This window comes from Caballeronia telluris (assembly GCF_001544495.1).
Lineage (GTDB): Bacteria > Pseudomonadota > Gammaproteobacteria > Burkholderiales > Burkholderiaceae > Caballeronia > Caballeronia telluris.
Map to the genome: position 1 here is coordinate 1 of NZ_FCNZ02000046.1, position 24,498 is coordinate 24,498.

25 protein-coding genes and 3 pseudogenes are annotated in these 24,498 nt (G+C 60.3%); 21 read left to right on the forward strand and 7 right to left on the reverse strand.

The window, feature by feature from the left end; all coding sequences use genetic code 11:
* Both AWB66_RS29815 and AWB66_RS29820 read left to right on the forward strand, forming a co-directional pair.
* Positions 1 to 207 (forward strand): annotated as a pseudogene (locus AWB66_RS29815) (hypothetical protein); the annotation flags it as partial.
* Positions 208 to 244: 37 nt separating this feature from the next.
* Positions 245 to 1,210, forward strand: a complete 966-nt coding sequence (locus AWB66_RS29820) for an SOS response-associated peptidase family protein (RefSeq protein ID WP_087633639.1) — start codon at positions 245 to 247, stop codon at positions 1,208 to 1,210.
* On the opposite strand, the gene AWB66_RS29825 is transcribed toward AWB66_RS29820, so the two are convergent.
* Positions 1,192 to 2,538 (reverse strand): IS4 family transposase, encoded by a 1,347-nt coding sequence (locus AWB66_RS29825; RefSeq protein WP_087633640.1) that lies wholly within the window; start codon positions 2,536 to 2,538, stop codon positions 1,192 to 1,194. The two genes, AWB66_RS29820 and AWB66_RS29825, sit on opposite strands and share 19 nt — an antisense overlap.
* Positions 2,539 to 2,891: 353 nt before the next feature.
* Here AWB66_RS29825 and AWB66_RS29830 point away from each other — a divergent pair, with 353 nt between their 5' ends.
* From AWB66_RS29830 to AWB66_RS29885, 9 genes and pseudogenes are all read left to right on the forward strand, one after another.
* Entirely contained in the window at positions 2,892 to 3,164 is a 273-nt protein-coding gene (locus tag AWB66_RS29830; protein ID WP_087633659.1) for a hypothetical protein, read from the forward strand.
* 275 nt (positions 3,165 to 3,439) lie between these two features.
* Complete coding sequence (locus AWB66_RS29835) at positions 3,440 to 3,943, forward strand: hypothetical protein (protein ID WP_087633641.1); 504 nt, start codon at positions 3,440 to 3,442, stop codon at positions 3,941 to 3,943.
* 344 nt (positions 3,944 to 4,287) lie between these two features.
* A complete protein-coding gene (locus AWB66_RS29840) occupies positions 4,288 to 4,548 on the forward strand; it encodes a hypothetical protein (protein WP_235021300.1) in 261 nt (86 codons plus the stop codon).
* 440 nt (positions 4,549 to 4,988) lie between these two features.
* A complete protein-coding gene (locus AWB66_RS29855) occupies positions 4,989 to 6,059 on the forward strand; it encodes an SDR family oxidoreductase (protein WP_087633643.1) in 1,071 nt (356 codons plus the stop codon).
* 92 nt (positions 6,060 to 6,151) lie between these two features.
* Positions 6,152 to 6,400, forward strand: a pseudogene (flhD, locus tag AWB66_RS29860) (flagellar transcriptional regulator FlhD); the annotation flags it as partial.
* A 25-nt stretch (positions 6,401 to 6,425) separates the two neighbouring features.
* A pseudogene (locus tag AWB66_RS29865) lies at positions 6,426 to 6,605 on the forward strand (FlhC family transcriptional regulator); the annotation flags it as partial.
* Between the two features lie 536 nt (positions 6,606 to 7,141).
* Positions 7,142 to 7,249 (forward strand): MbcA/ParS/Xre antitoxin family protein, encoded by a 108-nt coding sequence (locus AWB66_RS34630; RefSeq protein WP_235021301.1) that lies wholly within the window; start codon positions 7,142 to 7,144, stop codon positions 7,247 to 7,249.
* Positions 7,250 to 7,291: 42 nt separating this feature from the next.
* A complete protein-coding gene (locus AWB66_RS29880) occupies positions 7,292 to 7,771 on the forward strand; it encodes an RES family NAD+ phosphorylase (protein WP_087633645.1) in 480 nt (159 codons plus the stop codon).
* Positions 7,772 to 8,228: 457 nt separating this feature from the next.
* Positions 8,229 to 8,528 (forward strand): DUF4148 domain-containing protein, encoded by a 300-nt coding sequence (locus AWB66_RS29885; protein WP_087633646.1) that lies wholly within the window; start codon positions 8,229 to 8,231, stop codon positions 8,526 to 8,528.
* Between the two features lie 698 nt (positions 8,529 to 9,226).
* On the opposite strand, the gene AWB66_RS29890 is transcribed toward AWB66_RS29885, so the two are convergent.
* The 4 genes from AWB66_RS29890 to AWB66_RS34640 all read right to left on the reverse strand — a co-directional run bounded on the left by AWB66_RS29890 (position 9,227) and on the right by AWB66_RS34640 (position 11,292).
* Positions 9,227 to 9,664: a type II toxin-antitoxin system VapC family toxin gene (locus AWB66_RS29890; RefSeq protein ID WP_087633647.1), complete on the reverse strand. Its 438-nt coding sequence runs from the start codon at positions 9,662 to 9,664 to the stop codon at positions 9,227 to 9,229.
* Positions 9,664 to 9,921, reverse strand: a complete 258-nt coding sequence (locus tag AWB66_RS29895; protein ID WP_087633648.1) for a type II toxin-antitoxin system Phd/YefM family antitoxin — start codon at positions 9,919 to 9,921, stop codon at positions 9,664 to 9,666. Before AWB66_RS29895 ends, AWB66_RS29890 begins: the two co-directional genes overlap by 1 nt.
* Before the next feature lie 662 nt (positions 9,922 to 10,583).
* Positions 10,584 to 10,895 carry an SOS response-associated peptidase family protein gene (locus AWB66_RS34635; protein WP_235021302.1) on the reverse strand — a complete coding sequence of 104 codons (312 nt, stop codon included), beginning with the start codon at positions 10,893 to 10,895 and terminating at the stop codon, positions 10,584 to 10,586.
* Between the two features lie 112 nt (positions 10,896 to 11,007).
* Positions 11,008 to 11,292 carry an SOS response-associated peptidase family protein gene (locus AWB66_RS34640; RefSeq protein WP_235021303.1) on the reverse strand — a complete coding sequence of 95 codons (285 nt, stop codon included), beginning with the start codon at positions 11,290 to 11,292 and terminating at the stop codon, positions 11,008 to 11,010.
* A 200-nt stretch (positions 11,293 to 11,492) separates the two neighbouring features.
* Between AWB66_RS34640 and ku the strand changes: the two genes are divergently transcribed.
* The 5 genes from ku (at position 11,493) to AWB66_RS33230 (ending at position 15,003) form a co-directional block, all read left to right on the forward strand.
* Entirely contained in the window at positions 11,493 to 12,428 is a 936-nt protein-coding gene (ku, locus tag AWB66_RS29905; RefSeq protein ID WP_087633649.1) for a non-homologous end joining protein Ku, read from the forward strand.
* Between the two features lie 2 nt (positions 12,429 to 12,430).
* Positions 12,431 to 13,255 (forward strand): tetratricopeptide repeat protein, encoded by an 825-nt coding sequence (locus AWB66_RS29910; RefSeq protein ID WP_087633650.1) that lies wholly within the window; start codon positions 12,431 to 12,433, stop codon positions 13,253 to 13,255.
* 11 nt (positions 13,256 to 13,266) lie between these two features.
* The gene (locus tag AWB66_RS29915; RefSeq protein ID WP_235021304.1) at positions 13,267 to 14,190 is read left to right on the forward strand and encodes a cation:proton antiporter domain-containing protein; all 924 of its coding nucleotides are present in this window, start codon (positions 13,267 to 13,269) and stop codon (positions 14,188 to 14,190) included.
* A gap of 215 nt (positions 14,191 to 14,405) precedes the next feature.
* Entirely contained in the window at positions 14,406 to 14,618 is a 213-nt protein-coding gene (locus AWB66_RS29920; RefSeq protein WP_087633651.1) for a hypothetical protein, read from the forward strand.
* A gap of 7 nt (positions 14,619 to 14,625) precedes the next feature.
* Positions 14,626 to 15,003 (forward strand): hypothetical protein, encoded by a 378-nt coding sequence (locus tag AWB66_RS33230; RefSeq protein ID WP_125469829.1) that lies wholly within the window; start codon positions 14,626 to 14,628, stop codon positions 15,001 to 15,003.
* A gap of 1,397 nt (positions 15,004 to 16,400) precedes the next feature.
* Here AWB66_RS33230 and AWB66_RS33235 read toward each other — a convergent pair.
* Positions 16,401 to 16,610, reverse strand: coding sequence for a hypothetical protein (locus tag AWB66_RS33235; protein ID WP_125469830.1), 210 nt, complete (start codon positions 16,608 to 16,610; stop codon positions 16,401 to 16,403).
* Positions 16,611 to 17,519: 909 nt separating this feature from the next.
* The gene (locus AWB66_RS29930) at positions 17,520 to 18,326 is read right to left on the reverse strand and encodes a FadR/GntR family transcriptional regulator (protein WP_087633653.1); all 807 of its coding nucleotides are present in this window, start codon (positions 18,324 to 18,326) and stop codon (positions 17,520 to 17,522) included.
* Between the two features lie 181 nt (positions 18,327 to 18,507).
* Here AWB66_RS29930 and AWB66_RS29935 point away from each other — a divergent pair, with 181 nt between their 5' ends.
* From AWB66_RS29935 to AWB66_RS29955, 5 genes are all read left to right on the forward strand, one after another.
* Positions 18,508 to 19,389: a branched-chain amino acid ABC transporter permease gene (locus tag AWB66_RS29935; RefSeq protein ID WP_087633654.1), complete on the forward strand. Its 882-nt coding sequence runs from the start codon at positions 18,508 to 18,510 to the stop codon at positions 19,387 to 19,389.
* Positions 19,386 to 21,170: a branched-chain amino acid ABC transporter ATP-binding protein/permease gene (locus tag AWB66_RS29940; protein ID WP_087633655.1), complete on the forward strand. Its 1,785-nt coding sequence runs from the start codon at positions 19,386 to 19,388 to the stop codon at positions 21,168 to 21,170. Before AWB66_RS29935 ends, AWB66_RS29940 begins: the two co-directional genes overlap by 4 nt.
* Positions 21,163 to 21,894 (forward strand): ABC transporter ATP-binding protein, encoded by a 732-nt coding sequence (locus AWB66_RS29945; protein WP_200819104.1) that lies wholly within the window; start codon positions 21,163 to 21,165, stop codon positions 21,892 to 21,894. The genes AWB66_RS29940 and AWB66_RS29945 overlap by 8 nt, the downstream gene beginning before the upstream one ends.
* Positions 21,895 to 21,978: 84 nt before the next feature.
* Positions 21,979 to 23,127 carry an ABC transporter substrate-binding protein gene (locus tag AWB66_RS29950; protein ID WP_087633657.1) on the forward strand — a complete coding sequence of 383 codons (1,149 nt, stop codon included), beginning with the start codon at positions 21,979 to 21,981 and terminating at the stop codon, positions 23,125 to 23,127.
* 165 nt (positions 23,128 to 23,292) lie between these two features.
* On the forward strand, positions 23,293 to 24,240 hold the full coding sequence (locus tag AWB66_RS29955) for a 3-hydroxyacyl-CoA dehydrogenase (RefSeq protein WP_087633658.1): 948 nt from the start codon (positions 23,293 to 23,295) through the stop codon (positions 24,238 to 24,240).
* Positions 24,241 to 24,498: the final 258 nt, after the last annotated feature.

Genomic DNA, 24,498 nt, shown 5'->3' on the forward strand with positions numbered 1-24,498 from the left:
CTCGCGCGAAACGCCGTTTCGATGGACTGGCTCGACCGAGTGCTCCTCGGGCAGCTTGCGCTGAAGATTGCGAAGCGGGAGCTGAAAGACGCCGGCATCGCCGTTCGGCAGAGCGATGTGCAAGCTCTCTTCACTGGCGAGATGACGCTGAACCACGCGAGCACCGTGGTCCAGAAGATGATGAAGCTGTGCAAGGAATCGCTCTGACCTGGCCATCCCCCGAATTGATGAACGGAGACATTGCATGTGCTACTCGGCGCAAATCCAGGCGGACTATCGCAAGTACGTGAAGACCTTCGGTGCGCACATGGACATCGAGGAATTTGCCCGCCTTTACTTCGAAAGAGCCGAGGGCAGCAAAGCGAAGATTCCGAAGGCTGTCGACGACGCTTTCCGTGACCCGCAAACCGATGCAGAGCGGCAGATAAGAGCGTCCATTGACAGGTTCAACGCTGAGCAGACGACGAAGTTGGAGCAGGAGCTTTTCAAACAACGCACTCGTCTCGCGGATGCTGAGCGTACGCTGCAATCAAAGGTTACCAAGGCCGCAACAGAAAGCAAGCGCATCGCGACGGACAAAATCGAAGCCTCGCTGCGTCGCCTTGCGGACATCAACCGAACGGACCGCCAACCACGCGACTCTCGGATTTTCCCTGGCGCCTATGCGCCTGTGCTCGTCATGGAAAACGGCGAATATGTGGTCAAGCCGATGCGCTATCAGTGCAGAATCGCTGGGAAGCCAGCCAACTATGATGTCGAGTATCCGGGGACCTATAACGCGCGACGCGACAACCTTGAGGGCTTCTGGAAGCCATGCTTCGGTTACACGCATGCAGTGATGCTCGTTGATGTGTTTTACGAAAACGTCAAGAAAGCGAAGTACGAGAATACGCTGCTCGAGAGACACGACGATGACGAAAACGTCGTTCTGGAATTCCGGCCAAGCAACGGTCAGCTGATGCACGTCGCCTGCTTATGGTCGCGCTGGCGCGCGCCTGGAGAACCCGACTTACTTTCTTTTGCCGCAATCACAGATGAGCCCCCACCGGAGGTTGAGGCCGCAGGCCACGACCGTTGCATTGTGCCCATCAAGGTGGAGAATATCGAATCGTGGCTGAATCCCGGTGTATCGGACTTAGAAGCGATGTATGCAATTTTAGATGATAGAGACAGGCCGTACTACGCATCTCGTTATACAGAAGTGTCATAGCCGTCGCGCAAGATCTGGATGGTGATCACAGCATCCATGACTCGCTGAATGCCAATCCACAGCGTCTTCGCGCCCGGTTCGCCGTCGCTCTTGCGCCCGAGGAATCCGCCCAGCGATGCGATCATCCGTATCATCTGGTTGAGCGTCGGTGGTTTTTTCGGACGTGCCTTCTTACAGAGCACGTGCGCGCCATGAATCTCGTCAGCCGCGAAGAACAGCGACGCGTCCAACTCCGGACAGGTCCGTCCGACACGTATGAGCCGCGCGATACGCCACGATACGACCATGTACAGGGCGAGCGCCTTTTCCACCCGCTCCATCTGTGAGAGTTGCAGCGCCTCAACCCGGCAGGCGTTCTTCAGGACGTTAAAGAACATTTCTATTTCCCACCGCGCGCGGTACCAGTCAACGAGTTCGATGATCGCATGCACATCGCCCGCTTCGCGGTTGGTCACAAGACGCCAGATGACGGGCTTCACACCCGCTGGCGCATCCACTTCATACGCTTCGACGCAGGTGAGCGTGACACCGGCACGCCCGGGCAGCGTGACGCGCTGGCTACGTAGTTCCTGCCTCACCTCACGCGCCTTCTGGTCGCTGCGCCCGGGCAGCACGAAGCTGATGTGGCCGAGCACCTCACTGGCGTGCACCGTCTCCCATAAACTCGCTTCGCCCTTCAGTGCACGATTGTGCTGCGAGCGTATCAGCCAGTCCGCCGGTTCACCCAGTTCCTGCGCACGCTGCATGAGCGCGGCGATGTCGCCTTCACGATCGGCCACATACACCAGTCGCGTGTCAGGCAGGGCCCGTGCCTGATCGGCCACGATCTCATAGCTTTCGATCCACCGCACACTTTCCTTGACACCGCCACGCCTGCCGTTTGCATCGCGTGGCTCGCGCGCCCACATCCATGCATTCATCACACCCAGCGGCTCCCGATCCGGTGTCACCGCATAGGTCGCGTGCAGATACATGCCCACCTGTGCTTCATAACTGAGCGGGCCGGCTCCTTCGATATCCTGACCGTTAAAGTTTAGCTCTGTCGTATCGGCAATGCACAGCACCACCGGCAACTGCCCCATGCGTGCCGTGGTGCGGTCCCAATGCGGCTGCATCATGTCGCGCCAATCGATGTGCTCATTGCCCAGAAAGCGATATGCCGCGATCGTCTCAGCCCAGCCTTCGCACGCGCCCGGAATGCTGGCCGTGGGCCGGCTGGCGAACCGTTTGACCAGCTCCTTCGCGCGCCGGTCTCGTCGTGGATCACCCAAATCCAGCGTTTCAAATTCTTCGTCCACCCATGCTCCCGCGTCGTCTCGGATCTTCATGCCTAAAATCCGAGAGTAAACGCGAAATTCGCATTGTTAACAACCCCCTTCTGACAGCTTTTTTACTCTGTCATCGTTTCCGGACGTGTCGAGTTGTGTATAAGGAGATGCGTACTACGAGCATCGACTTGCAGCATAACGATGCACTGGGCGAACCAACGTGTCGATAGCGGCGCAAGCGCATCAAGGTCGTGCCATTGGCTGCCGCGACACCGTGATTCCCGGGCTTTAATTTGGCGATGCTTCCTAACGCGCCAGTCCAGCCTTCTCTGAAGGCAAGTCGCATATCGACCATAGGTCGCGGAACACCGCTAATGTGCCAGACTGGCTTAGCGTTTCCAATGGAGACTCGGGTGATACGCAAGACGCTTAATGCTTCGCGGCTCCAGCAAGAGGTCGACCGTCGAATTCATCGACTGCAAGAAGTCGTCGAGGATGGAGTGAAGATTCGTGTGCCGCGGCCCCAGTTACAAGAGCCCGGCAGAGCAGGCTGCAACTGGAACATGACCAACTTCGGGAACGCAGTCGGCTTCGAGCGCGACATCGAGGGCGTGCTTAAAGCTGTGCGCGCCGAGTACAGCTTTAGTACCGAAACGAAAGACCCCGGCAACCCGTTCGAGGACTAACCAGGAAAGTCATCGGTTCCTAAATTTGCCGTTTTCATTTTTCACGTGCAACCCTTCGAGGGAGTGCGTCTCGCGTGGCGTAGCATCTGCACTGATACGTCACGCGGCGCTTGCATGCGAACAACCCGAGCCCTTTCTCAACGGCCGATAATTACAATTCATCGACACGTGGCCGGGAGCCGGGTCGGGTATTCTCGAACGTGGTGGTCATGTCGTGGATAACGCGGTAGGCTTGTCGCATATGACTACGACCGGCAAGGGCGGACAAGCGGGAAATGGATATCTTTTACTATTGGCAGAAGTTCGAACAGGACTTGAAGAACGGCCAGGTCGGCTACTTCGGCTCCAACACCGCAAAGATTGCTGAGCTCAAGGAGCGGTTGCCAAAGCGTCTTTGGGTTTTCAAGACGCCGAAGGGCAGGAAGGGCTCTGTGCAACTGCTCGGCTCATTGCTAGTCAGTGACGAGTCCAAGGTCGCGGTGAACACCGAATATCCCCAATTGATTTACTACGACCCGTTCTCGCCCGAGTCGGTTCTATTCCTTGACTCGAATGCGCCCGGACGAGTCGAGGACGTGACCCGGCTTCTGCAGTACCGTCTTCTCCGTGCGTTCAAGTCGAACTTTCAAGGTGACGCGGGAGTGCAGGCGCTGGAATCAAACGTCGTGCGGGAACTGGAAGCAATGTGCGTCGATTGGGGCAAAGTGCAACTGCTCGAGCGAGTAGAAGAACGAAAGAAGGTGCAGCCAATCAACCCGTTCGCTCCGCCGTTACGTTGAGCAGGTATGCGGAAGGTGCATGAAGGCTTGGGGCCGAACAACAAGTTGATATGAACGCAAGCGTGGGATGAGCGTTCACGAGACACCTCGTAGTTAGCAGGCTCAGAATGCCACCAGCATGGCGCTACGTTCATCAACCAGGACCCGGCCGTCAGGCAAGGTCGGGGCCTCGCACCGGATTCCCGCAATGGATGACTGAGTCATCGCCTCTCGTCGGCGTTTATTTCGTCCTCAGCAAACCCGAGGCAAGCGGATAAGTTGCTCCTTGAAACTCCTCGACGTGAGGGCGGCGGTGCAGATCGCTCCGCTCGCTTATGCAGGACGCATAGCGAGCGGAATGAACCATGACGAATCAAATCGATGTGCACGGTCGACTTAACGCGCCAGTATCCTCTCTGCTGATGTCCACCCCGCCCAACCCTTCCGCCGAGGACGATAGTGAAGACCTCGACGATGTCCTCGACGAAACCGGCGCGGTCACGAATCGAAGCAAGGGCAAGAGCGGCACCGATACAAAGGCCGAACCCGACCTCAAGGGCAAAGTATCGGCGGCACCGCAGCCGGATCAGATCGAGCAACGGCCGGTGCCCGGTCATACGGAATGACGAATCCAGGAATCCCCGCCGCGTGGCCCAAACGAAGACCGCGCACCCGACGCGCGGTCCGACACCAAGCCAGCCACCCCGCCCGGCACACAAAGCGAGCGAAACCGCACCAAATCAACGGATTTACAATGAGAATCGCTCAGGGTGCACGCTCTCACGGTCTGCCGCGACGCAACGCGCTTTTCGCCCGCGACCGGCGACTCTTTGCTGTTCGTCGGGGGCTGATGCCCGAGAAAGGCGTCGACCGCGCGATCGAAATCGCACGGTGCGCGGCGCTGCCGCCAAGCGCATGCGAGACCGGCAGCAACGGTTCGATACATCGCGGCTCCTTCGAATCGTCGCGCCGTCGTGCCAGCAGATTTGTCGGCAAACCGTCACACTCGTCCGGCCGTCTCGAATCGGTCGAAGATGGCATTCCCCAACTCGACACATGAAACGCAATGGATAAACAAGCACTGATCATTGGCGGCACGGGCATCGTCGGACGAAACCTTGCCGAGCATCTTTCAAGGTGCAGCGACTGGGCGATCGCCGCACTCTCCCGCGGTCGAACGCCCGCGCCCGCCGGGGTGGAATTGATCGCCGCAGACCTCACATCGGCGACATCGGTGGCCGGCGCACTGACGGGACGGCAATTCAGCCATGTCTTCTTCACTGCATGGTCGCGCCAGGCGACCGAGGCCGAGAATATCTACGTCAACGGCGCCATGGTCACGAATGTGCTCTCGGCGCTGGGCCCCACCGGTTCCCTTTCGCACGCGGCCCTCGTCACCGGACTGAAACACTACCTCGGTCCTTTCGAGGCCTACGCGCAAGGCAGCGTTCCGACCACCCCGTTTCGCGAGGAGCAGGGTCGGCAACCTGTCGACAACTTCTACTACGAACAGGAAGATCGCATATTCGACGCCGCCGGTCAGTACGGATTCGGCTGGAGTGTGCATCGACCGCATACGGTCATCGGTTATGCGGTGGGCAACGCCATGAACATGGGCGTCACGCTCGCCGTCTATGCGACGCTGTGCAAGGCGACGGGCGAGCCCTTCGTCTTTCCGGGTTCGGCTACTCAATGGAACGGCCTGACCGACATGACCGACGCCCGTCTGCTCGCGCGGCATCTCGAATGGGCGGCCACGTCGTCCGCAGCGCGCAACGAGGCCTTCAATGTCGTCAACGGTGACGTGTTCCGTTGGAAATGGATGTGGTCTCGCATCGCCGGGTATTTCGGCGTCGAGCCGGCGCCCTTCGATGGCCACATGCGGCCGCTCGAGAGCCGCATGCAGGACTCCGGTAAGACGTGGGCAGGGATTGCAGCACGATACGGACTGGCCGAGCACGACATCGACAAGCTGGTCTCCTGGTGGCACACGGACGCTGACCTCGGCCGCCCAATGGAAGTGCTGACGGACATGTCGAAGAGCCGAAAGCTCGGGTTTCTCGACTACCAGAGTACGCCCGACGCGCTCTTCGAACTGTTCGACCGCCTCAAGCGCGAGCGCCTGATCCCTTCCTAAGACTGCAGACGCGGTGCCGAGCGTCACGTCGCGTGCTGTCCGTCATGTCGCACACGGCGCTTTTCGGGCACGCGCGCCGATAGCTCAGTCCTGTTTTGCGTGAAGACCGCGCCATTGGCATGTTCCGCCTCGGCTTGTCCGCTGACCTCGCCGATCTGCTCGCCGGCCTCTCCCTGCCGCAGGTCGTCAAGCTCGCCTCCTCCGACCAGCTACTGTGCTTTTTCCGCTTCGACGACCACGCGATGCTCTCCGCGCTCACGCAACCGGCCAAGCACGCGGACATCGCCTCAACGCACGCGGCCATCCTGATGGCCGGCCGGCCCGCTGAACAATTCGCTTGAGAGACCGGACTTCACCATGACCACCCTGCTCAAGAAAAGCCTCACCGAAGACGCGACCGACGTGTTTCGCGCGATCGCGCTGATCGAACTCGGCGCGCGCATGCAGGTGCTCGAAAGCGAACTCCCGCTCTCGCGCGATCGCATGATTCGCTTATATCGTGAGGTGAAGGGCGTCTCGCCGCCCAAGGGCATGCTGCCGTTTTCGGGTGTTTGAGTCTGGAGAAGCGGGAACTTCCCGACTTTCGGCGATCAATCTCGCCAACGTGCTTGGCCTGCAGCAACAAGATTTGGCCACCATCGCAGGCGTGCACCCGAACACACTGCGCACGCATTGAAGCGCGCTCGGACCCGGAGGCGGGCTATCTCAAGGAAAACACTGCGACTGGCTTCCGTCACACTTCAATACCGCTAGATATAAGGCCAAGCGGCCGAAGTACTTCGCGTCACCGAAGAAGTAATTCGTCCATTGGGTATTGGCCCAGCGGGCGGTTGAGTCTTCTATGTCGTGCACTTGAGCAGCGGCGATCCTAATGATCGCCGCTGGAAAGCACTTGGCTCGGCAATAAACAACGTCGTAATTTCACGGCCCGGCAAACATTCTTAACGCGGTCGGAGTTTGAGTCCTTCATACAAACGGCTCGGATCCGGTTATGGCCGCGGCGCAAGCGCGAAGGAGTCCTTAGCCGCGAGGAGTCCGCCGAGCTGCTCAGACTCGCGCGTGTCGCGGCGCGCGCTGCGGAAGTGTTCGACGACCTTGATCTGACAATCGGTTGGCTAAAGTCGCCGGTGGCCGCGTTTGGGGATGTCACGCCGCTGAGTCTTATCGATACGGACGTTGGTGCCGGATAGCGTGATGGATACGCTCGGGCGCATCGAACATGGTGTCTTCGCGTGACGGTGACTGCGTGGCGTGTAGTAACGGAACGGTATGCGGACAGTGCATTTTCGGGCGAAGGCGCGCGACTCTACGGCGGTCGTTGGAACCCTAAGGGTGTCGCGATCGTCTATACCGCACAGACACAGTCGCTTGCCCTGCTGGAAATGCTGATACAGGACTCGCCGCTGCGAGCCCGCTATGTATTGATCCGGGCCCGGATTCGTGAGACCAACGTCGAGCGCGTCGATTCCGCAAGCTTGCCACTCGATTGGCGGGACTTCAGCGCGAAGGACGAGCTGCAACGGATCGGCGCGATGTGGGCACAAAATCAGACAAGCGCGGTGCTTGCGGTGCCCAGTGCCGTAGTTCCTGCTGAAACGAACTACCTTATCAACCCCAATCATCCAGACTTCGCGCATATCGAGACAGGTGCGCGTGATGGATGGGAAACGGACCCGCGGTTGTTGCGTCGTGCCGCCGTGAGCGACTCGTGACTCACTTCTGCAATAGGTGAACCCAGCACGAAAGGCATTTACATCGCCTTGAGGAATGCGCCGACTCCCGTCCAGACGGCGAGATCCCACCTATGCCACTTCCAGTTTCGGGGCAGGTACAGGGGGCCGGGATCCTGACGTGCAACGTCTCGTGCTAGACATTCAGCGCTTCCGGAGTCGTTGACGAGGCCTCCGAGCTTCAGCAGGTCATTCGTTCTGAAGTGCTGGCGGGAGGAGGCGCACGGACAGCTCGTCGCGTTGGAGAAGCTGCGCCTCACGCGCAAACAACGAGCGGACCCCCGAGTGACCTGCCCGGAGTTGGTTAGGGTTATCCCGTATCTAGCAACGATGAGTTGTCGAACCGATCATTAATCTTAAGCAGGCGCTTACCTATACTGGCGTCACTGAAACGCAAACAGGGCTGTTTGCGAAGAACAAAGATCTGGAGGTAAGCATCATGAAACTCGCAACTATCGTCGTCGCCGCTGCACTCGCTATCCCGGCAGTCTCATCTTTCGCGCAAAGCCAGTCGCTCACGCGCGCTCAAGTGAAGGCAGAACTGGTGCAGCTTGAACGCGCTGGATACAACCCGAGCATGGATCGCACGACGTACCCGGCGCAGATCCAAGCTGCCGAAGCCAAGGTCGCTGCACAGAACGGCCAGAACAGCTACGGTGGCGTCGCTGATACCGCATCGGCATCGGGCGGCCCCGCTCACATCGGCAATAGCATCGCTCCTGTCTATTTCGGTCACTAATCGATCGACGGAGCCGCGACGCTCCTGCTAGATACAAGAGAACTGGCCGCTGCCGGGTACCGCAGACAGCCAGTTTGCTTATTTAGCACCTCCGCCACCGGCATAGCCAACGGCTTGCCCAGCACTAACTCGTCCTGGGCTTTTTTCGCCGTTCGCGGCGCTCCCGCCATTCATGCTCACGCCACTCGCGTTCGCGCCGGGACGACCGGGACGCGCAATAGACCACCGCGGGCGGCGGCGGGGTGTAATAGGACGATGGCCGTCACGGACCGGATACTCTCAATCAGGCGAAAAGCCGTCTCCGCAGCAAACTACTGCATTGCTTGGCCGCCGCGGAGAAGAACCACAGTTACACAAGAACCGCCATCAAGAGGAGCGTGCACCCTAGGCCTTGCAATCCCCATTGCGAGACGGGCAAGGTGCGGGCGATCGCCCAATACGTGGTGAAAGAGACTCTTTCACCACCCAGCCAAAAAACTTGCTTCGGCGTACGCCGCGACGCCCAATGCCCCGACCGTCCAGTGGCCCAGATCGCTCAGTTTTTTCGTTGCCGTCTTCGTCTCTAGAAAAATACAGCCACGCGATCGTCGACGCGACCTGTGCGGACGTACTCGACGCCATTGCGCTTCGCCAAATCTGCGATGTATTTGCTGAGTCCCTTCGTCGGAATATCGTGGAGTTTCAAACGATCCCCGTCTTTACTCGTCGTGCAGCCACGGATTGAACAGTTTCACGGTTCGCCCGGAAGAGTCTTTCATGGCGCGGAAGTCGTCTGTATTGCGCGTCACGACGGTCATCCCGTGGACAAGCGCCGTCGCACCGATCATCGCGTCCCGATACGACTTGGTGTTTGGAACGTGCAGACTCGCGCAGCACAGCGCCTCGTCCTCGTCGAACGCTATGACACGCCCCGCAAAATGCACTCGCACGGTCCCATCGAACCACTGGCGGAGCACCTTGCCTTGCGCCGCATCGACGCGCGTTTTGGCCAACACGCCTTGCTCGATCTCGAGAATCGTTACCGCCGACAAGTATTGCTCAACTATCGGCACGCTCTCGGCCCACGCGAGCACGTTGCCATCCGCTCTCGACGGGCGGCGCAATTCCGACACTATGTTGGTATCGAGCAGGTACATCAGGGAAGATCCGCAGCTTTGAATGTCACGTCAAGTGTGGGCGCATCGAAGTCAAAATCGGCATCGTCGTCGCGCTGAGCCAGCGCATCTGCAAGCGATAGCTGATTGCCCGCCAGCTTGTAATAGTCCTTGATGCTCAGAAGGGCATAGGCCGGCTCGCCGCGATCTGTAATCAGTACCGGGCCTTCGTTCGCAGCGCGCTTCGCGTCGCTGACGAACTGGTTGAACTCACGGCTGGAAAAGGTTTTGAGCGTCACGATGCACCCCCCGAAACAATGTAGTCATGTTACTACATTTCGAACTTTCCATCAACTCATCGCCAGTTGGTTCAGTCAGCGCGCGGCTTTCTCGCATGCGAGAATCAACTGCGGTGGCTCGGCGCTTCCGCCCTCCGCCCTCAAATCTGCCGCTTCACGAGCGGCGCATACAGCCACAGCGTCGGCGCGAACAACGCCAACCATAGCCCGAAAATCGCAACGCCCATCAGGCGTATCCGCCAGGAAAGTGCTCGCTGGTGTCTGGTCCGTGGGCATAGGTGGTGTCACGCGGCAAGTTCAACACGGTGTCAGGCCGTGAGGAACGCGCGAACCTACGTTCGCCCATGATCGTGCTGGATAGGCGCCCTTTCACCGCACAGCCGCCAATTTCCGGTGTCAGGTTGAGCTGCTGACACGCTTGTGCATCAAGGACGACAATGGCCTGCTAAGTCGTCAGGAAGGACGCCATGACTTTTACGAGGCCGAGCCAAAAGACGAAGGCGGGCAAGACGCAATACCTCCAAAGATAGAACGCTTCATCGATTACCCCGCCTGGTTTTGATTTCTCGACACCGGTGTGCGCGAGAGTTCGCCTCGAAGCGCTGCACCAGACGGGAATCTGGTACTACGGCTAGCCTGCGAACCTGTGAAAGCTCTCGCTTTCATCCGCCCTCATCCGCCAGCAATGAGGCTTGAGCAGGCGAAGCTTCGCCCGCGACGGTGCTTTTTCCAGCCCGTGGCGGAAGCGGATACGCTTCGGCGTACATCGCCTCCACCGGATAAAGCTGAAGAAACGAGCGGACTGCATCGGTGGTGCGGCAGGAGAGCCAGGCCTCGTATTCGGTCGGCGGAATGATCACCACCGACCCCTTCTCGGCACCCGACCGATGAAATCGCTTCATCAGCGGGTGGTCCTCGGCGTTCACCGTCAGCATCGTAAAGCTGGTGCTTGTCGAGCCGTCGGCGGGTCCCACCACTCACGCCATAGCCCAGTGATCGCGAGCGGAGCGCCATCGGCCATGCCGATGCGCCAGCGCACTGCCCTGCCAGTCTCGTAATCGGGCTCGTAGAAACGGCGACATGGGATCAGAGCGAGTTGCAGCTCATTCCAGCAGTGCGGAAACTGGTCTTCTGCCCGACCGACTCCGATCGCGCATTCATCGTATCGAACGCTTTCACTCGCTGCCGGATGAACTTGCGCGGCACTATGCCGAACGTCGCGGCGTCAGTCGAATATTCACCGTCGATGCGGCGGAAGATCGGCGCGGCATAGTCCTTGTAAATCTCCGGCTTGTAGTGGAAGTTCGGCACCGGAAACAGGCTGAAGACGTCGAAGCGGTCTTTCGGATTAGACTCGTAGCTGGTGCACACTTTTCCCTCTCCTTTTGCCGAAACGGGTGGAACTGTAGGAGCGCGGTCTGACGCCGCTCAACGGTGTATCGGGTCGCGCGACAGGCCAGTTCGTGGCACCTATTTTGCACGAATCGCCCGTTGGCCTTGCCACCTAGCCGTTGCGCCTCCCTACTCGCGGCGAGATGTGGCCGGGCAGATAACCTACGCGAGAGGTTCCTATGGCTGCCCGTTCGATCGCGTCGATGACGCTCAGTTTCGGACTCGTCTCCGTGCCGGTGAAGGTCTATACGGCCACGGAGAGCAAATCAGGTGTGGGTTTCAACCTGATGCACAAAGAATGCAGCACCCGGCTGAGACAGCAGTACGTCTGCCCGCACGATGGGAAGGTCGTCGAGCGCGCCGATATGGTGAAGGGCTACGAGTTTGAGAAAGAGAAGTACGTGATCTTCGAGAAGTCGGAACTGGAGGCGCTGGAAGCGAGCGCGAGCCACACGATCGACATCGTGTCGTTTGTGCCCACCGAGGCGATCGACCCGATTTACCTCGACAAGCCCTACTTCCTAGCGCCCGACAAGCGCGGCGGAAAACCGTACCGGCTACTGCAGGAAGCCATGAAGGACAGCGGCACTTGCGCGGTAGCCCGTTGGACGTGGAAGGGTAAGCAGCACATGGTGCAGGTGCGCACCGGCAACGACGGCTTGATTCTCCAAACCTTGCTCTACGCCGACGAAGTCCGTTCCCAGGCCGATATCGGCATCGAAGAGACTGATATTCAGCCGACGGAGCTACAGCTCGCCGAGCAACTGATCGAGCAGTACCGCGTCGACAGCTACGACGCGGCCGCGTACAAGGACGAAGAAAAGGAGCGCATCCTCGCCGAGATCGACAAGAAGATCGCGGGCAACAAGATCACCGCCGCGCCCAACATCGAGCACCCGGGCGCACAGGTGATCGACCTGGTCGAAGCGCTACGCGCCAGCCTGAAGAAAAAGCCACAAACGGAGGGCCGGTCAGCCCCGCGCGCCGCGGCCGGCAAGGCTGCGAAGCCCGTTGAGATCGCCGAAACGCCGCCTCCGACGAAGAGGCGCGCAGTGCGCCGTGCCACGTCCGACGAGCAACCGGCGCCCGCACGCAAGACCGGCACCCGAAAGTGACAATGCGCGACAGCGGTTACAGCCTGCGCGACGTCCAGCGGATGCTCGGGATCTCGCGTAGCGTCGTCGAACGGCTTATTTCCGCGGGTTTCATCGCTCCCTCGGCCGGCGCGCGGCGCGAGCGGCGTTTCAGCTTCCAGGACGTTGTGATGCTGCGCACCGCGCATTCGCTGCGAGTCGCCGGCGTGTCGCCGATGAAGATCGTTCGCGCGCTCGGCCACCTTGAAAAAAGTTGGGCGCGAGAAGGCTCGCTCACCGGTGTTCGAATTGCTGCAGTGGGTGCGCGTGTCGCCGTGCGTGACGGCGCCAGCCGCGAATGGGATGCCGAATCGGGCCAGTTGCTGCTGGACTTCGAGCCGCGCCCCGCGTGCGGGGAAGTTGCCTCGCTGGCGCAACCGCGACAGCAGAGGTACGAGGAGACCGCCGACGAGTTGTTCTTTCGAGCGCGCGCGCTCGAGGACGCGGACTTGGATGCCGCGGAGGCGGCCTACCGCGATGCGCTCGAAGCGGCGCCCGATTACACGGATGCGTCACTCAACCTGGGCTGCATCCTTTTCGAGGCGGAACGTTACTCCGACGCGATCGCAATGTACCGAGACGCCCTTCGCTTCCGACCGGACGATCCGGTATTGCACTTCAACATCGGCGTCGCATTGGAAGACTCGGGCCAATTGCGGCAGGCGCTCGAGGCCTATCAGGCCTGTATCGCTCGCGCGCCGGACTTCGCTGATGCACATTTCAATGCCGCCCGGATCCACGAGGAGCTTGGCGAGGCAACCAAGGCGATTCGCCACTTCAATTCGTTTCGCAGCCTGCAAAAAGATTAGACGAGGCCGCATTGACCATTGAAGCGGTGTGGTTCCTTATCGTTGGCGCGCTACTCGTTTTGATGGCGGTCGGGAGGAAGATCGTCGAGCGCCTGCCGATGACCGGCGCGATGGTGTACCTCGCAGTTGGATTCGTGCTGGGCCCGGCCTGCATCGGGCTACTCACGCCCAATGTCGAGAAAGACGTGCACCTCCTGCGCATTCTCACTGAAGCAGGCCTTGTCGTATCGCTCTTCGCGATCGGGATGTACCTGAGAATCGAACTCACCGACTCGCTGTGGAGATTGACGCTGCGGCTTGCCGGTCCCGCGATGCTCATCACGATCGCGGTGATGTTCGCGGCTGCACGCTGGGGGCTTGGTCTCGCCGCCGGTCCTGCCCTCCTCCTCGCCTCTGTGCTGGCGCCGACCGATCCGGTGCTGGCCAATGAGCTGCGTGTGGAGAAAGCGGGCGACGATGAACCGTTGCGTTTCGCCTTGTCATCGGAAGGAGGTCTCAACGACGGCGCGGCCTCTCCAATGGTCTTCATCGCTCTCGCGATGTGCGGGGTGCATAGCCTTGGCAGCGACAATCCATGGACTTTCGCTCTCGCGATCCTGTGGGGACTAGCCAGCTCTGCCATCATCGGATGGGCTTTCGGCACCGGAGTCGTCACGCTGGTCACAAAACTGCGCACCCGCTACGACCATGCGCTCGGCCTGGAAGGCTTTCTCGCCCTTGGTCTGGTCGCCCTTGCCTATGGTGCGACGCTCATCGTCGACGGCTATGCGTTTATTGCGGTGTTCGTCGCCGGCGTCGCGGTGCGACGGCAGGAGATGAACGCCACCGGCGACCTCTCATTGCCCGCCCGATCGGGACGACGCTGTCGCTCATCGGTTCTTCGTTGGATTCGCACCAGCGATTCCTGTCCGCTTGGCTCGGGCTACGGGGTGTAGGCGCGTTCTATTACCTTCTTTTTTGTCTCGAACAAGCCGGAAAACCGATCGCATTAGAGATCGGACCGATCGTCTTCGCGGCAATTGTTCTCTCGGTAATTCTCCATGGCACTAGCGCGACGGTGTTACTCGACCGCTACTTTCACCGGCGCGACTAATCGGCCGGAACGCTGATTGCCTCGCCCGTCACTGCTCGTAACCTAAGGAGAAAAGACATGGCTGAACAACACAAGCCGGGCGAAACGGTCCAGACGTCAGGAATCTATAAGGTCGTCAAGGAAGGCGACGGTGCCACGGCATTCGAGGTGACTTGCGTCGAGGGCGAGCGCTTTCCGCCCACCCGAAGTGGCAAAGGAGCACACTACGAGCTGGTTCACGCAGCGACCCATTCGCACAAGCACAGCGAACTAGGCAGCGGCGACAAGTAGGACGCGAATGTCTGGCCGCGACCCGGACGTGTCCGAGCCGCCGCCGGCAACCGAGCGCCCAGCATCCCGTCGCTGGCGAGGGGGCGCCATGTGCCGGTCGTATCTCATTGATCCTCTGGCGCGTTCCATTACGAAGGTGCGAGACGGTTTCGACCGTGCCGAACAACTTCTCGGCACCGATCGGCTCGACGTCGCCACGTTATGGACCGCGTCTTTTGACCCGCATTCGTCGGTCAATCTGGTTTCGGCGGACGAGGCCACCTTGGATGAACCGCTGTCGGAAACCGGCTTCAGCCTGTTTTTCGCATGCCACGCCACGAGGAAAGAGAGTCACCGGCAAGGCGGTGCTCGTCGCGGGCGGCGATATCCCGACAGACATTGCTGAGCAAGTCGACACAGTTGCATCCGTCGAACGCGCAGTCGAATTCAAGTTGCAGATGGAGGCCGAGGTTGCTGCTTGGACCGAACATCCCCAGTTCTCCAGCGGTCGGGCGGACGTGAGACGTGCGCAAGTCAAAAACGAGACCTCAGACCACTAACAAAAGCGGGTCCTGACTTTCAGCTATCGACCCACTTCTGCCCTCCAACCCGGTCTGACCTCAACGGCAGCTTCCAAGGTGCAACGGTAATTTCCGCGGTCGCCTCGGCTGGGTCGAGATCGGCTCGCCGACGTGCCGTTACTCCGTCACGAGTGTTTGGGGTCTTCGAGACTGACGGCTGGCCGCCTATCTTATCTAAGCGCTAGCGTTCGGAAAGTGAGCCTTTTGAGAATTTCAGACGCAAGGCGTAGCGGAGGCGAAAATGAGCATCTCTCCTCAGGCACACCGAAATCAGAAGTCCGGCGGACGTTCCGCAGACGGGTCAATCTGTTCTTGAACAGGTCGACTACGCCTCATTGCGGTCAGGCCACCGCTTCGGCAGCCCAAAATGCTTTTATTACCTGCTTGCACAATTGGCGACTAACTTGGCCAATATTAGGCTTCTCCAGTAGTCACAGATGCCCGGCTGACCAACGAACGATCAGCGCAACGCAAATAGTGGCAAAGCCATCCGCACATAGGTGGGCTGCATGCCGACTCGCGAAACCCCTAGTTCAACGCGTCGACAACTACGTCAAGGCTCAACTCGGTAATCCCCGATGCGAACATATCGCCGATTAACCCAAGTAAAACAGCCGGACGGTTGGGCGAGTACTTCACCTTCAAGAAAGCGCTCTAACAATTTCCTTTAACGCGCGTGGTTTCGTTGTTTGCTCATTTTATACTTGCTGAGCGCACCTTCTTCCGATCCGACCTCCGGCTCGCCACTGCTTCCCTACTGGCAAAGTAGTCCAACTGGAGTTTATGTATGAACATATATCCGCTCCCGACGCGCAAAAGCAGGCCAGCATCAACTGCGAACTCCAGGGATTTGCGAAAATTCCGGGGCAAGCTCTTCCCGAGCCACAGTAGCAAGGCGATAAAGAAATATGCGATGCTTCGACCACCACCGCAGGTTGCGAACACAAGCAGGCCTACAATTACCGGTATGACCCAGATGCAGCCCGGGCGCGGCGCCGGGACTGGCACCGCAGTCGGCGGGGATGGCCTCTGTTTCGCAGGCGATCCGATTCTGTTCGAGCACTTTGTTAAAAACGTTCGTAAATTTCATGGTGACCATTACCTTGCGGGACTCGTTCCCGAGTCTTCGTCAAGGACACGGAGGGAGGTTGATAAAGTAGCGGCGCTACTCGAACCTAACGTACATTTCGGAGCTGGAACCGAGGCCCGCAGAAGCCGCTGGTCACGTTGCCGCGGCGTGTGCGATGGTATCTGTTGTGGACATGTCGTGAAATTTTAATGCGGTATAACGTGCCGTCCGGCCCAGCATGCGAACTTTGTGGCCTGGAGATCGCATTTGATAAATCGCGAGTTGACTTTTTTCTTTTGCCGCTTGCTCTAGTTGCAGTCGTAACTCGCGTATTGCCTGCACCAGCGAGATTTTCGTGTCCATAAAACCTCCTCCTCAATTGGCTTAAGACTGCTCCGAGAGTAACGTTTCTACTATCGCGACCCCGTTTGGTTGGTCGAGGAGCGTGAGGGCGGACTCATCACGCTCGTCGAACGATCGTCGTGGAACTCCGTTGGGAACGACTACTTTCGCTAGCTTCCCAAAGCTCACGTCATCAATTCTTGGCACAGTCGACCTCCCGAGCTTGGAACGCCAACTCGTGATGCGCTCATTTCAAGTATCGTAGGTGATTCAGTCCAAAAGAAACAACCAAGGATGCCACTTCCGGGTGTCGCATTACGAAAGAACATGAAGCCGCCGCTGGCCCCGTAAACCGCAATCAATCTTCGCCATGTTTTCACTATGGATTCGTGGTAAGTAAGCCGAATGGCTGCTTGCTGGGGAGGAGCCGACGTTTGAACTTCCGAGTGACGGCACGAGCGAATGACGCTTGGTGGCCGGCTTCCGTCCGACACGGTCGGCAGTATCCGACCCCAAAGGCGCCGCTGACGCCTGGTAGCGGACCACGACCGCTGCGGAAAAGGTTTGCGTCACTCGGTCGTCGGACTATGTAGCAGCGCGGTTCGGCGCTGACGCGCTCGACAGGTCTAGCACACCGGTTTTATCAACAGCAGATCAATTGACACATGGCGGGCGGCTAGGCATCAGTCGCGGCGCCCACGGCATCCCGACGCGTGCCGCCACCGGAATGCCAGAGCGTCGGTCGCGGATCGACGCCGAACATGGACGGGATCCGCCGCCGCACAACCCGTCCAATAAGTGTGGGCCATCGCAGGTTTGACGATGCAGCGCGAACGCGCGATGACCTGCCGCAAGACTGTGATCGACGCATCGAAGTTCCGCTCGACGCGATCGCTGCCGAGGGCCGCCGTCGCTGGAGGCCACGACGAATCAGCCGCCGAAATTTTTTGCGAGATCGCGCGCCAGTTCGCCGCCGCTGCCGGTCCAGAATTCGCGATCGGCAAGTTGCACACGCTGCGACACGCAGACCATGTGATTGCCGGCCGCCGCGCGCGCGCGTTCAGGATCGCCCGCCGCGATCGCGTCGACGATGCGCTCGTGCTCCTCGCGCACCTGCGCGGCGAAATCCATCCGGCGCGCCTCGTTCGCGCGCGTGACCTTCACCGCGAGGCGGATCTGCTGCGCGAACATTTCCATGAAGCGAACCCAGTACGGATTGCCGGTCGCCTCAGCGATTCGGAGGTGAAACTGCACGTCCTCTTCAACGCCATCGCCGCCCTTCGCCATCGCCTGCGCGACCTGGCGTAGCCCGAGCTCGATATCGGCGAGTTGTCCGGGCGAACGTCGGATCGCGGCGAGGGACGCGATCTCCGCTTCGAGCCCGCGCCGCACTTCGGTCAGATTTAGTAGCGATTGCACTGAGTGCTCGGTGAGCGGGTCCATCGTGCTCGCGCCGGATGGGCAGTCCTCGCTGACGAAAGCGCCACTACCTTTTCTCGTCGTCAGTAGACCGTCCGCTTTGAGCAAGGCGATCGCCTCGCGCATGACCGAGCGGCTCACGCCGAAATGCAGCGCCATCGCGTGCTCCGACGGCAGCCGCGTGCCCGCCGCCAGCCGGTCGTTGCAGATCATGGTGCGCAGTTTCACCGCAATCCGTTCGGCCAGTGTTCCGAATGCCAGTTCCTCGGCTCGAACCGGCACATCCGCCGGGGTTGCCGTAGCGGTCCGTCGGTTCATAAAACGGTGTCCTCGGGATCGGTCATGACCTTAATCTAATGGAAGGTTTTGAGTTGACAGAATTGATACAGATAAATACCATCCACGAACAGATTTTATACAAATATGACGGGGTCGTCGAATCGCAACTCATGCCGCATATTGCGGGCGCGATGGTCGCCGTCTGAGGAGATATCGTGCCATGAGCTTCGTGGTCAACAACGTCCAAGTGCTTTTTGCGGGACTGGCCCTAGGATCGATCTACGCGCTCGTCGCTTTGGGCTTCGTGCTGATCGTCCGGTCCACCAACGTGGTCAACTTCGCGCAAGGCGATTTCGCGATGCTCGGCGGCTTTGCGATCGTCGCTTTCCTCGGCTCAGGCTTGCCCTACTGGTTGTGCTTCGTGCTCACGCTGTTCGTGCTCGGCGTCTTCGGAGTGATTTTCGCGGCCGGCGTGTATTACCCGCTGCGCAACCGGTCCTACCTGCCGGTCATCATCAGCACGCTCGGTGCGTCGATCTTCATGCAGAACGCCGCGCTCTATGTGTTCGGCCCGCAGCCGCGCGCAATCAACCGGCTGTTCGACAAGCCCGGATTAGAAATCGGCGGCGTGTTCATGGACACACAATATTTGTCGATCCTTGGTTTCACGGCGATCGCGGTGACCTTCCAGTACTTCCTGTTCGAACGGACGCTGCTCGGCAAGAAGCTGCAGGCGACCTCGCAGGACAAGGACATGGCGCGGCTCGTCGGCATTCCGGTCACGCTGATGATCGCCTTCACGTTCTTCTATAGCGCGGTGCTCGGCGGCTTGGCAGGCGCGCTCGTCTCGCCGATCCTGTTCGTCTCAATCGGCATGGGATCGATTATCGCGTTGAAGGCGTTCGCCGCGACCATTATCGGCGGCTTCGGCGACATCACCGGCGCGATCATCGGCGGCCTGCTGCTCGGCGTGGTCGAAAGCTTCGGGGCGCAGTATGTGTCGGTCGCCTACAAGGACGCGTTTGCGTTCCTGCTCCTGTTCCTGTTCCTGCTGCTGCGCCCGCAAGGCATTTTCGGCGAAAAAATCTCGGAGAAAGCATGAGCCACGTCACCGCTTCCTCTCAAGCTGCCGCGCAGAAACGCCCAATCGCACGCTATATCGTGATCGCACTGATCGCGATTGTCGTAGCGCTGCTGCCGTTCGTGCTGACGCTGACGCCATACGTGCTAAACATCTCGATGCAAACTGCGACGTACGCGATCGCCGTGCTCGGCATGACGGTGGTGCTCGGCTACACCGGCCAGATCAATCTTGCGCAGGCCACGTTTTTTGGCTTGGGCGCGTATGCGGTGGGCCTCGGCACCGTCGTGCTCGGCCTGAACTTCTGGATCACACTGCTGCTCGGCGTCGGCATCGCGACGATAGCCGGTTTCGTGCTCGGTCTGACGACGTTGCGCCTTGGCGGCCACTATCTGGCGATGATCACGATCAGCTTCCAGCAGATTTTCGATCTCGTGCTGACCAACTGGGCCGACGTCACACGGGGTCCGGACGGCGTGGCCGGCATCATGCGGCCGTCGCTGTTCGGCTTCGAGTTTAGCGACGACCGTTTTTATCTGCTCCTGTGCCTTGTGTTCCTGTATGCGGCGATCGCGTTCGTCTGGTGGCTGCCGCAGACGCGCACGGGCCGCGCGATGCGTGCTGTGCGCGAGAACCAACTGGCCGCCGAAGTAATCGGCGTAGACACGTTGCGCACAAAAGTTATCGCCTTCACGCTCAGCGCTGCGCTCGCGGGCGTTGGCGGCGCGCTGTACGCGGCGGGCTTTGCGTACATCAGTCCGGACAACTTCAGCTTCGCTCGCTCGATTGAATTCCTGACGATGACGCTCCTGGGCGGTGCGGAATCGGCGTTCGGCGCGCTGTTCGGCACGAGTCTGCTGATCGTGCTGCCGGAATGGCTGCGATTTTTAAAGGATATCTATCTCGCCGTCTACGGTCTCGCCGTGATCCTAATCATGGTGTTCCTTCCGGTCGGCATGTGGGGCTTCGTGCGCGGCCGTTTTGATCGCTTCACGCGCAGCCCCGCGGTCGACGTCGCGTCGATCCCGCCGCTCGACTTCGACGTCGCGCAGCACGACGGCGGCCCGATCCTAAGAGTGACCGACATCCGCAAGCACTTCGGCGGCGTGAGGGCGGTCGACGGCGTGTCGATCGAGGTGGAACGCGGCATCGTGCATACGCTGATCGGGCCGAACGGCTCAGGCAAGACGACCACGCTGAACGTGCTCAACGGCATCTACAAGCCGAGCAGCGGCAGCATTGTGTTCGAAGGCCGCGACATCACGCAGATGTCGCCGCACGAGCGCGCGGGCCTCGGCCTCGGCCGCACGTTCCAGAACATCCGCCTGTTTGCGTCGATGTCGGTGCTGGAAAATGTGATGGTCGGCGCGCAACGGCCGAACTGCGCGAACGGGGCGGACCGCGCCGAGTTGCAGGAACGCGCGCTCTCCGCGATCAAGTTCGTCGGCATGGCCGAGCAGGCGCACGCGATCGTGAAGAACCTGCCATACGGCCATCAGCGGCTCGTCGAGATCGCGCGCGCGCTGGCCGGACGTCCACGTTTCCTGCTGCTTGACGAACCCGCGGCTGGTCTGAATTCGACCGAGAAGAGAAGCCTCGGCGACCTGCTCAACCGCATGAAAGGCCATGGCCTGACGATCTTCCTGATCGAACACGACATCGCGCTGATCGAACAGGTGTCCGACACGATCACCGTTCTTAACTTCGGCAAGCGCATTGCCGAAGGCGAGCCCGCCTACGTCATGCGCCATCCCGACGTCGTCGCTGCTTACCTCGGAGAGCCCAGCCATGCCGCTGCTTGAAATCAACCACATCAGCAGCCGCTACGGCCACGTACAGGCGCTCTCCGATCTCTCGCTGACCATCGAGCGCGGAGAGATCGTCACGCTGCTCGGCGCCAATGGCGCAGGAAAAAGTACCACGCTGCGCACAATTTCGCGGCTGGTCGAGCCGACGCAAGGCGAGATCCGCTTCGAGGGCCAGTCGCTCGAGAAGGTCGCCGCCGAGAAGATCGTCAAGCTCGGCATCGCGCACGTGCCCGAAGGACGGCGCGTGTTTCCGGGGCTGACGGTCGAGGAAAACATCATGATCGGCGCGTCGTCGCGCGGTCATGTCGGCACGCGCAAGCTTAGAAGCGAAGTCGAAGAGATGTACACGATTTTTCCCGATCTGCGTCGCCTGTCCGGCGCGCTCGGCTGGAGCCTGTCAGGCGGCCAGCAGCAAATGCTGGCGTTCGCGCGCGGTTTGATGTCGAAGCCAAAGCTGCTGCTGCTGGACGAGCCGTCGCTCGGCCTCGCGCCGATTATCGTGCAGCAACTGTTCGCGACGATTCGCACGATCCGCGAATCCGGCACCACCGTGCTGCTGGTCGAGCAGAACGCCAACATGGCGCTGTCGGTCGCCGATCGCGGGTACGTGCTGTCAACAGGCCGGGTGATCGTCGAAGGCACGCCCGACAAGCTGCTGAACAACGACGAAGTGCGCGCGGCCTATCTCGGCGGCGGCGCACACAAGGCGACCGCCTGACGCCAAATCTTTCGCCGCGTTACTCGCGCGACGACCACCGCAGCGCTCTGCCGGAGTGCTTCGAAACACGGAGACTGAAAAATAATGGAAAACCGTTTGTGCTGGATCCTCAAACCGCTCAGCGCGGCCGCGCTGGTGGCGGGTCTGTCGGCGTCCTTTGCCCACGCGGCCGACACCATCAAGGTCGGCATGATGACCGAGAGCACGGGCCCGAGTTCGGAAGCCGGCATCTATCAGGCGAACGGCGCTAAACTCGCGCTCGAAGAGACCAACAAGGCGGGCGGCGTGCTCGGCAAGCAGCTCGAACTGCGCAACGAAGACAACCAGAGCACGAATCCGGGTTCGGTTCTCGCCATCTCAAAGCTGACCAGCAGCGGCGACGTCGCCGCACTGATCGCCACGGTGCGCAGCACGCAGATTCAGGCGATCTCGCCGACCGTGATGCGCGCCAAACTGCCGATCCTCGTCGGCGGTACCGACACGAGCCTTACCCACGTCAACAATCCTTGGATCTTCCGCGCGCGTCCTAACGACAGCTACTCGGCTCGCGTGATTGCCGACTACGGCGTCAATACGCTAAAGCTCAAGAAGTGGGCGATCATCCATTCGACCGACGCGTTCGGCAACGGCGGCAAGAACGCGCTGACCGACGCGCTGAAAACTGCAGGCGTGACGCCGGTGATGACGCAGGGCTTTACCAGCAACTCGCAAGATTTCACGCCGATTGTTCTTGCCATCAAGAATTCCGACGTCGACATCGTCTCGACCTACATCGCCAGCTCCACAGACGTCGCGATCTTCGCGAAGCAGCTGCGTCAGCTCGGTGTGAAGGCGACGATAATTGGCTCGCCGTCGGTGTCGACCGATACCGCAATGAAGCTGGCCGGCAACGCGCTGCACGGTTCGTACTCGATCGCCGATTTTTCGCCCGGGGCAAGTCCGGAAGCGCAGGCGTATGCGGACAAGTACAAGGCCGCGTACAAGGTCGATCCGGACTTCTACTCGGCGTGGGCCTACGACTCAATGAAGCTGCTCGCGCTTGCGATCGGCAACGCGAAGAGCACGAAGCCTGACGACATCTCCAAGGCGCTGCACGCGATCAAGGACTACAAGGGCGTCGAAGGCACCTACACGTTCGACAGCAACGGCGACGGTTTGCATGGCTACAACGTCGTGCGCAACGACGACGGCAAGACCGTGTTCGTCAAGCACATCGACTTCGCCGGCAAGTAAGCGCCGCAAGCAAACGGAGTTGGTTTCGTACGCCGGTCCGCCCGATCGATGCGACCGGCGCTCTCTCTCGCAATTTCAACTATTCAACCTGCGGTCGCAGGTGCGCTGCCGCCTCCGGCGGCAGGCACCCCGCAGAGACATCAAGCCGCATTCACTGGAGTTTTCATGACACGAGTTGCAATCGTTGGGTGTGGCGTGGTCGGATCGTCCTGGGCGCTAGTTTTTGCGCGCGCAGGGCTCCAGGTCACGGTGTGGGACGCAATCCCCGCAGCGGTCGAACAGACGCTCGCCTTCGTGAAGAGCGGCGCCAAAGCGCTCGACCAGCAAGGCCTCGGCAACGGCGAATCCGTCGATGCGATCACCGCGCGTCTGACCGGCTGTGCGACGCTCGAAGACGCGCTCGACGGCGTCGATTACGTGCAGGAAAGCGCGCCCGAGCGCGTCGAGATCAAGCGTGAGTTGTATCGCAAGCTCGACAGTCTCGCTGCGCCGCACGTGGTGCTCGCGAGTTCGACTTCGGGCCTGCCGGCGTCGTCGTTCACCGAGGAACTCGCCAATCGCGCACGCTGCCTCGTCGTCCATCCGATCAACCCGCCGCACCTGATTCCGCTTGTCGAGCTCGTGCCGGCGCCATGGACGCGCCCCGAAATCGTCGATGAAGCGGCCGCGTTGATGGAAAAGATTGGCCAGTCGCCGATCCGCCTGTCCCGCGAGATCAACGGCTTTGTGGTCAATCGCCTACAAAGTGCGCTGCTCGGCGAAGCGTTCCGGCTCGTTGAAGACGGTTTGTGCAGCGCCGCGGACGTCGACAAAGCGGTCGCCGACGGCCTAGGTCTGCGCTGGTTCTTCATGGGGCCGTTTGAAACCATCGACCTGAACGCGGCATCGGGCGTCGCCGAGTATTGCCGCAATCTCGGTCCGATGTACTACGGCCTCGCCAAAGAACAGGCTGATCCGCGCGAATGGGGCCCGGCGCTCGTGAAGGAGGTCGAAAGCCAGCGCCGCACCGTCACCACCGCCGGCGCGCTGCCCGCGCGCCGGGCGTGGCGCGATCGCTGTCTGGCAGCGTTCGTCGCGGCCAAACGGCGTGTGATGAGCGCAGAAGGCACGTAGTAAGCGGTTCTGTGTGCTTGCGGAAGCTGCGACAGCCTCCGCAGGTGATCCATCTGACTCTATTCATTCCAAGCGCTCGTCGTCGAGAATTGACGCTGTGCGACGCCCATGCCTGCTCTCTGCCAATGCAAACGTTGATGCGAGAGCGAACCATACCATGTCCCCCCTAGATAGTCGGACCTTATATGGGCACCACCCGTTTGCCAAGGAGAGCTTGCGTTCCAGCGGTTAGATCGGTTGCATCCTTATATTCGGCCC

Excerpts from the sequence above, each read along its gene's own strand:
- AWB66_RS29820 (WP_087633639.1), top strand. The coding sequence starts at position 245 with ATGTGCTACTCGGCGCAAATCCAGGCGGACTATCGCAAGTACGTGAAG.
- AWB66_RS29825 (WP_087633640.1), bottom strand. The coding sequence starts at position 2,538 with ATGAAGATCCGAGACGACGCGGGAGCATGGGTGGACGAAGAATTTGAA.
- AWB66_RS29835 (WP_087633641.1), top strand. The coding sequence starts at position 3,440 with ATGGATATCTTTTACTATTGGCAGAAGTTCGAACAGGACTTGAAGAAC.
- AWB66_RS29840 (WP_235021300.1), top strand. The coding sequence starts at position 4,288 with ATGACGAATCAAATCGATGTGCACGGTCGACTTAACGCGCCAGTATCC.
- AWB66_RS29855 (WP_087633643.1), top strand. The coding sequence starts at position 4,989 with ATGGATAAACAAGCACTGATCATTGGCGGCACGGGCATCGTCGGACGA.
- AWB66_RS29885 (WP_087633646.1), top strand. The coding sequence starts at position 8,229 with ATGAAACTCGCAACTATCGTCGTCGCCGCTGCACTCGCTATCCCGGCA.
- AWB66_RS29890 (WP_087633647.1), bottom strand. The coding sequence starts at position 9,664 with ATGTACCTGCTCGATACCAACATAGTGTCGGAATTGCGCCGCCCGTCG.
- ku (WP_087633649.1), top strand. The coding sequence starts at position 11,493 with ATGGCTGCCCGTTCGATCGCGTCGATGACGCTCAGTTTCGGACTCGTC.
- AWB66_RS29910 (WP_087633650.1), top strand. The coding sequence starts at position 12,431 with ATGCGCGACAGCGGTTACAGCCTGCGCGACGTCCAGCGGATGCTCGGG.
- AWB66_RS29920 (WP_087633651.1), top strand. The coding sequence starts at position 14,406 with ATGGCTGAACAACACAAGCCGGGCGAAACGGTCCAGACGTCAGGAATC.
- AWB66_RS33230 (WP_125469829.1), top strand. The coding sequence starts at position 14,626 with ATGTCTGGCCGCGACCCGGACGTGTCCGAGCCGCCGCCGGCAACCGAG.
- AWB66_RS33235 (WP_125469830.1), bottom strand. The coding sequence starts at position 16,610 with ATGGACACGAAAATCTCGCTGGTGCAGGCAATACGCGAGTTACGACTG.
- AWB66_RS29930 (WP_087633653.1), bottom strand. The coding sequence starts at position 18,326 with ATGAACCGACGGACCGCTACGGCAACCCCGGCGGATGTGCCGGTTCGA.
- AWB66_RS29935 (WP_087633654.1), top strand. The coding sequence starts at position 18,508 with ATGAGCTTCGTGGTCAACAACGTCCAAGTGCTTTTTGCGGGACTGGCC.
- AWB66_RS29940 (WP_087633655.1), top strand. The coding sequence starts at position 19,386 with ATGAGCCACGTCACCGCTTCCTCTCAAGCTGCCGCGCAGAAACGCCCA.
- AWB66_RS29950 (WP_087633657.1), top strand. The coding sequence starts at position 21,979 with ATGGAAAACCGTTTGTGCTGGATCCTCAAACCGCTCAGCGCGGCCGCG.
- AWB66_RS29955 (WP_087633658.1), top strand. The coding sequence starts at position 23,293 with ATGACACGAGTTGCAATCGTTGGGTGTGGCGTGGTCGGATCGTCCTGG.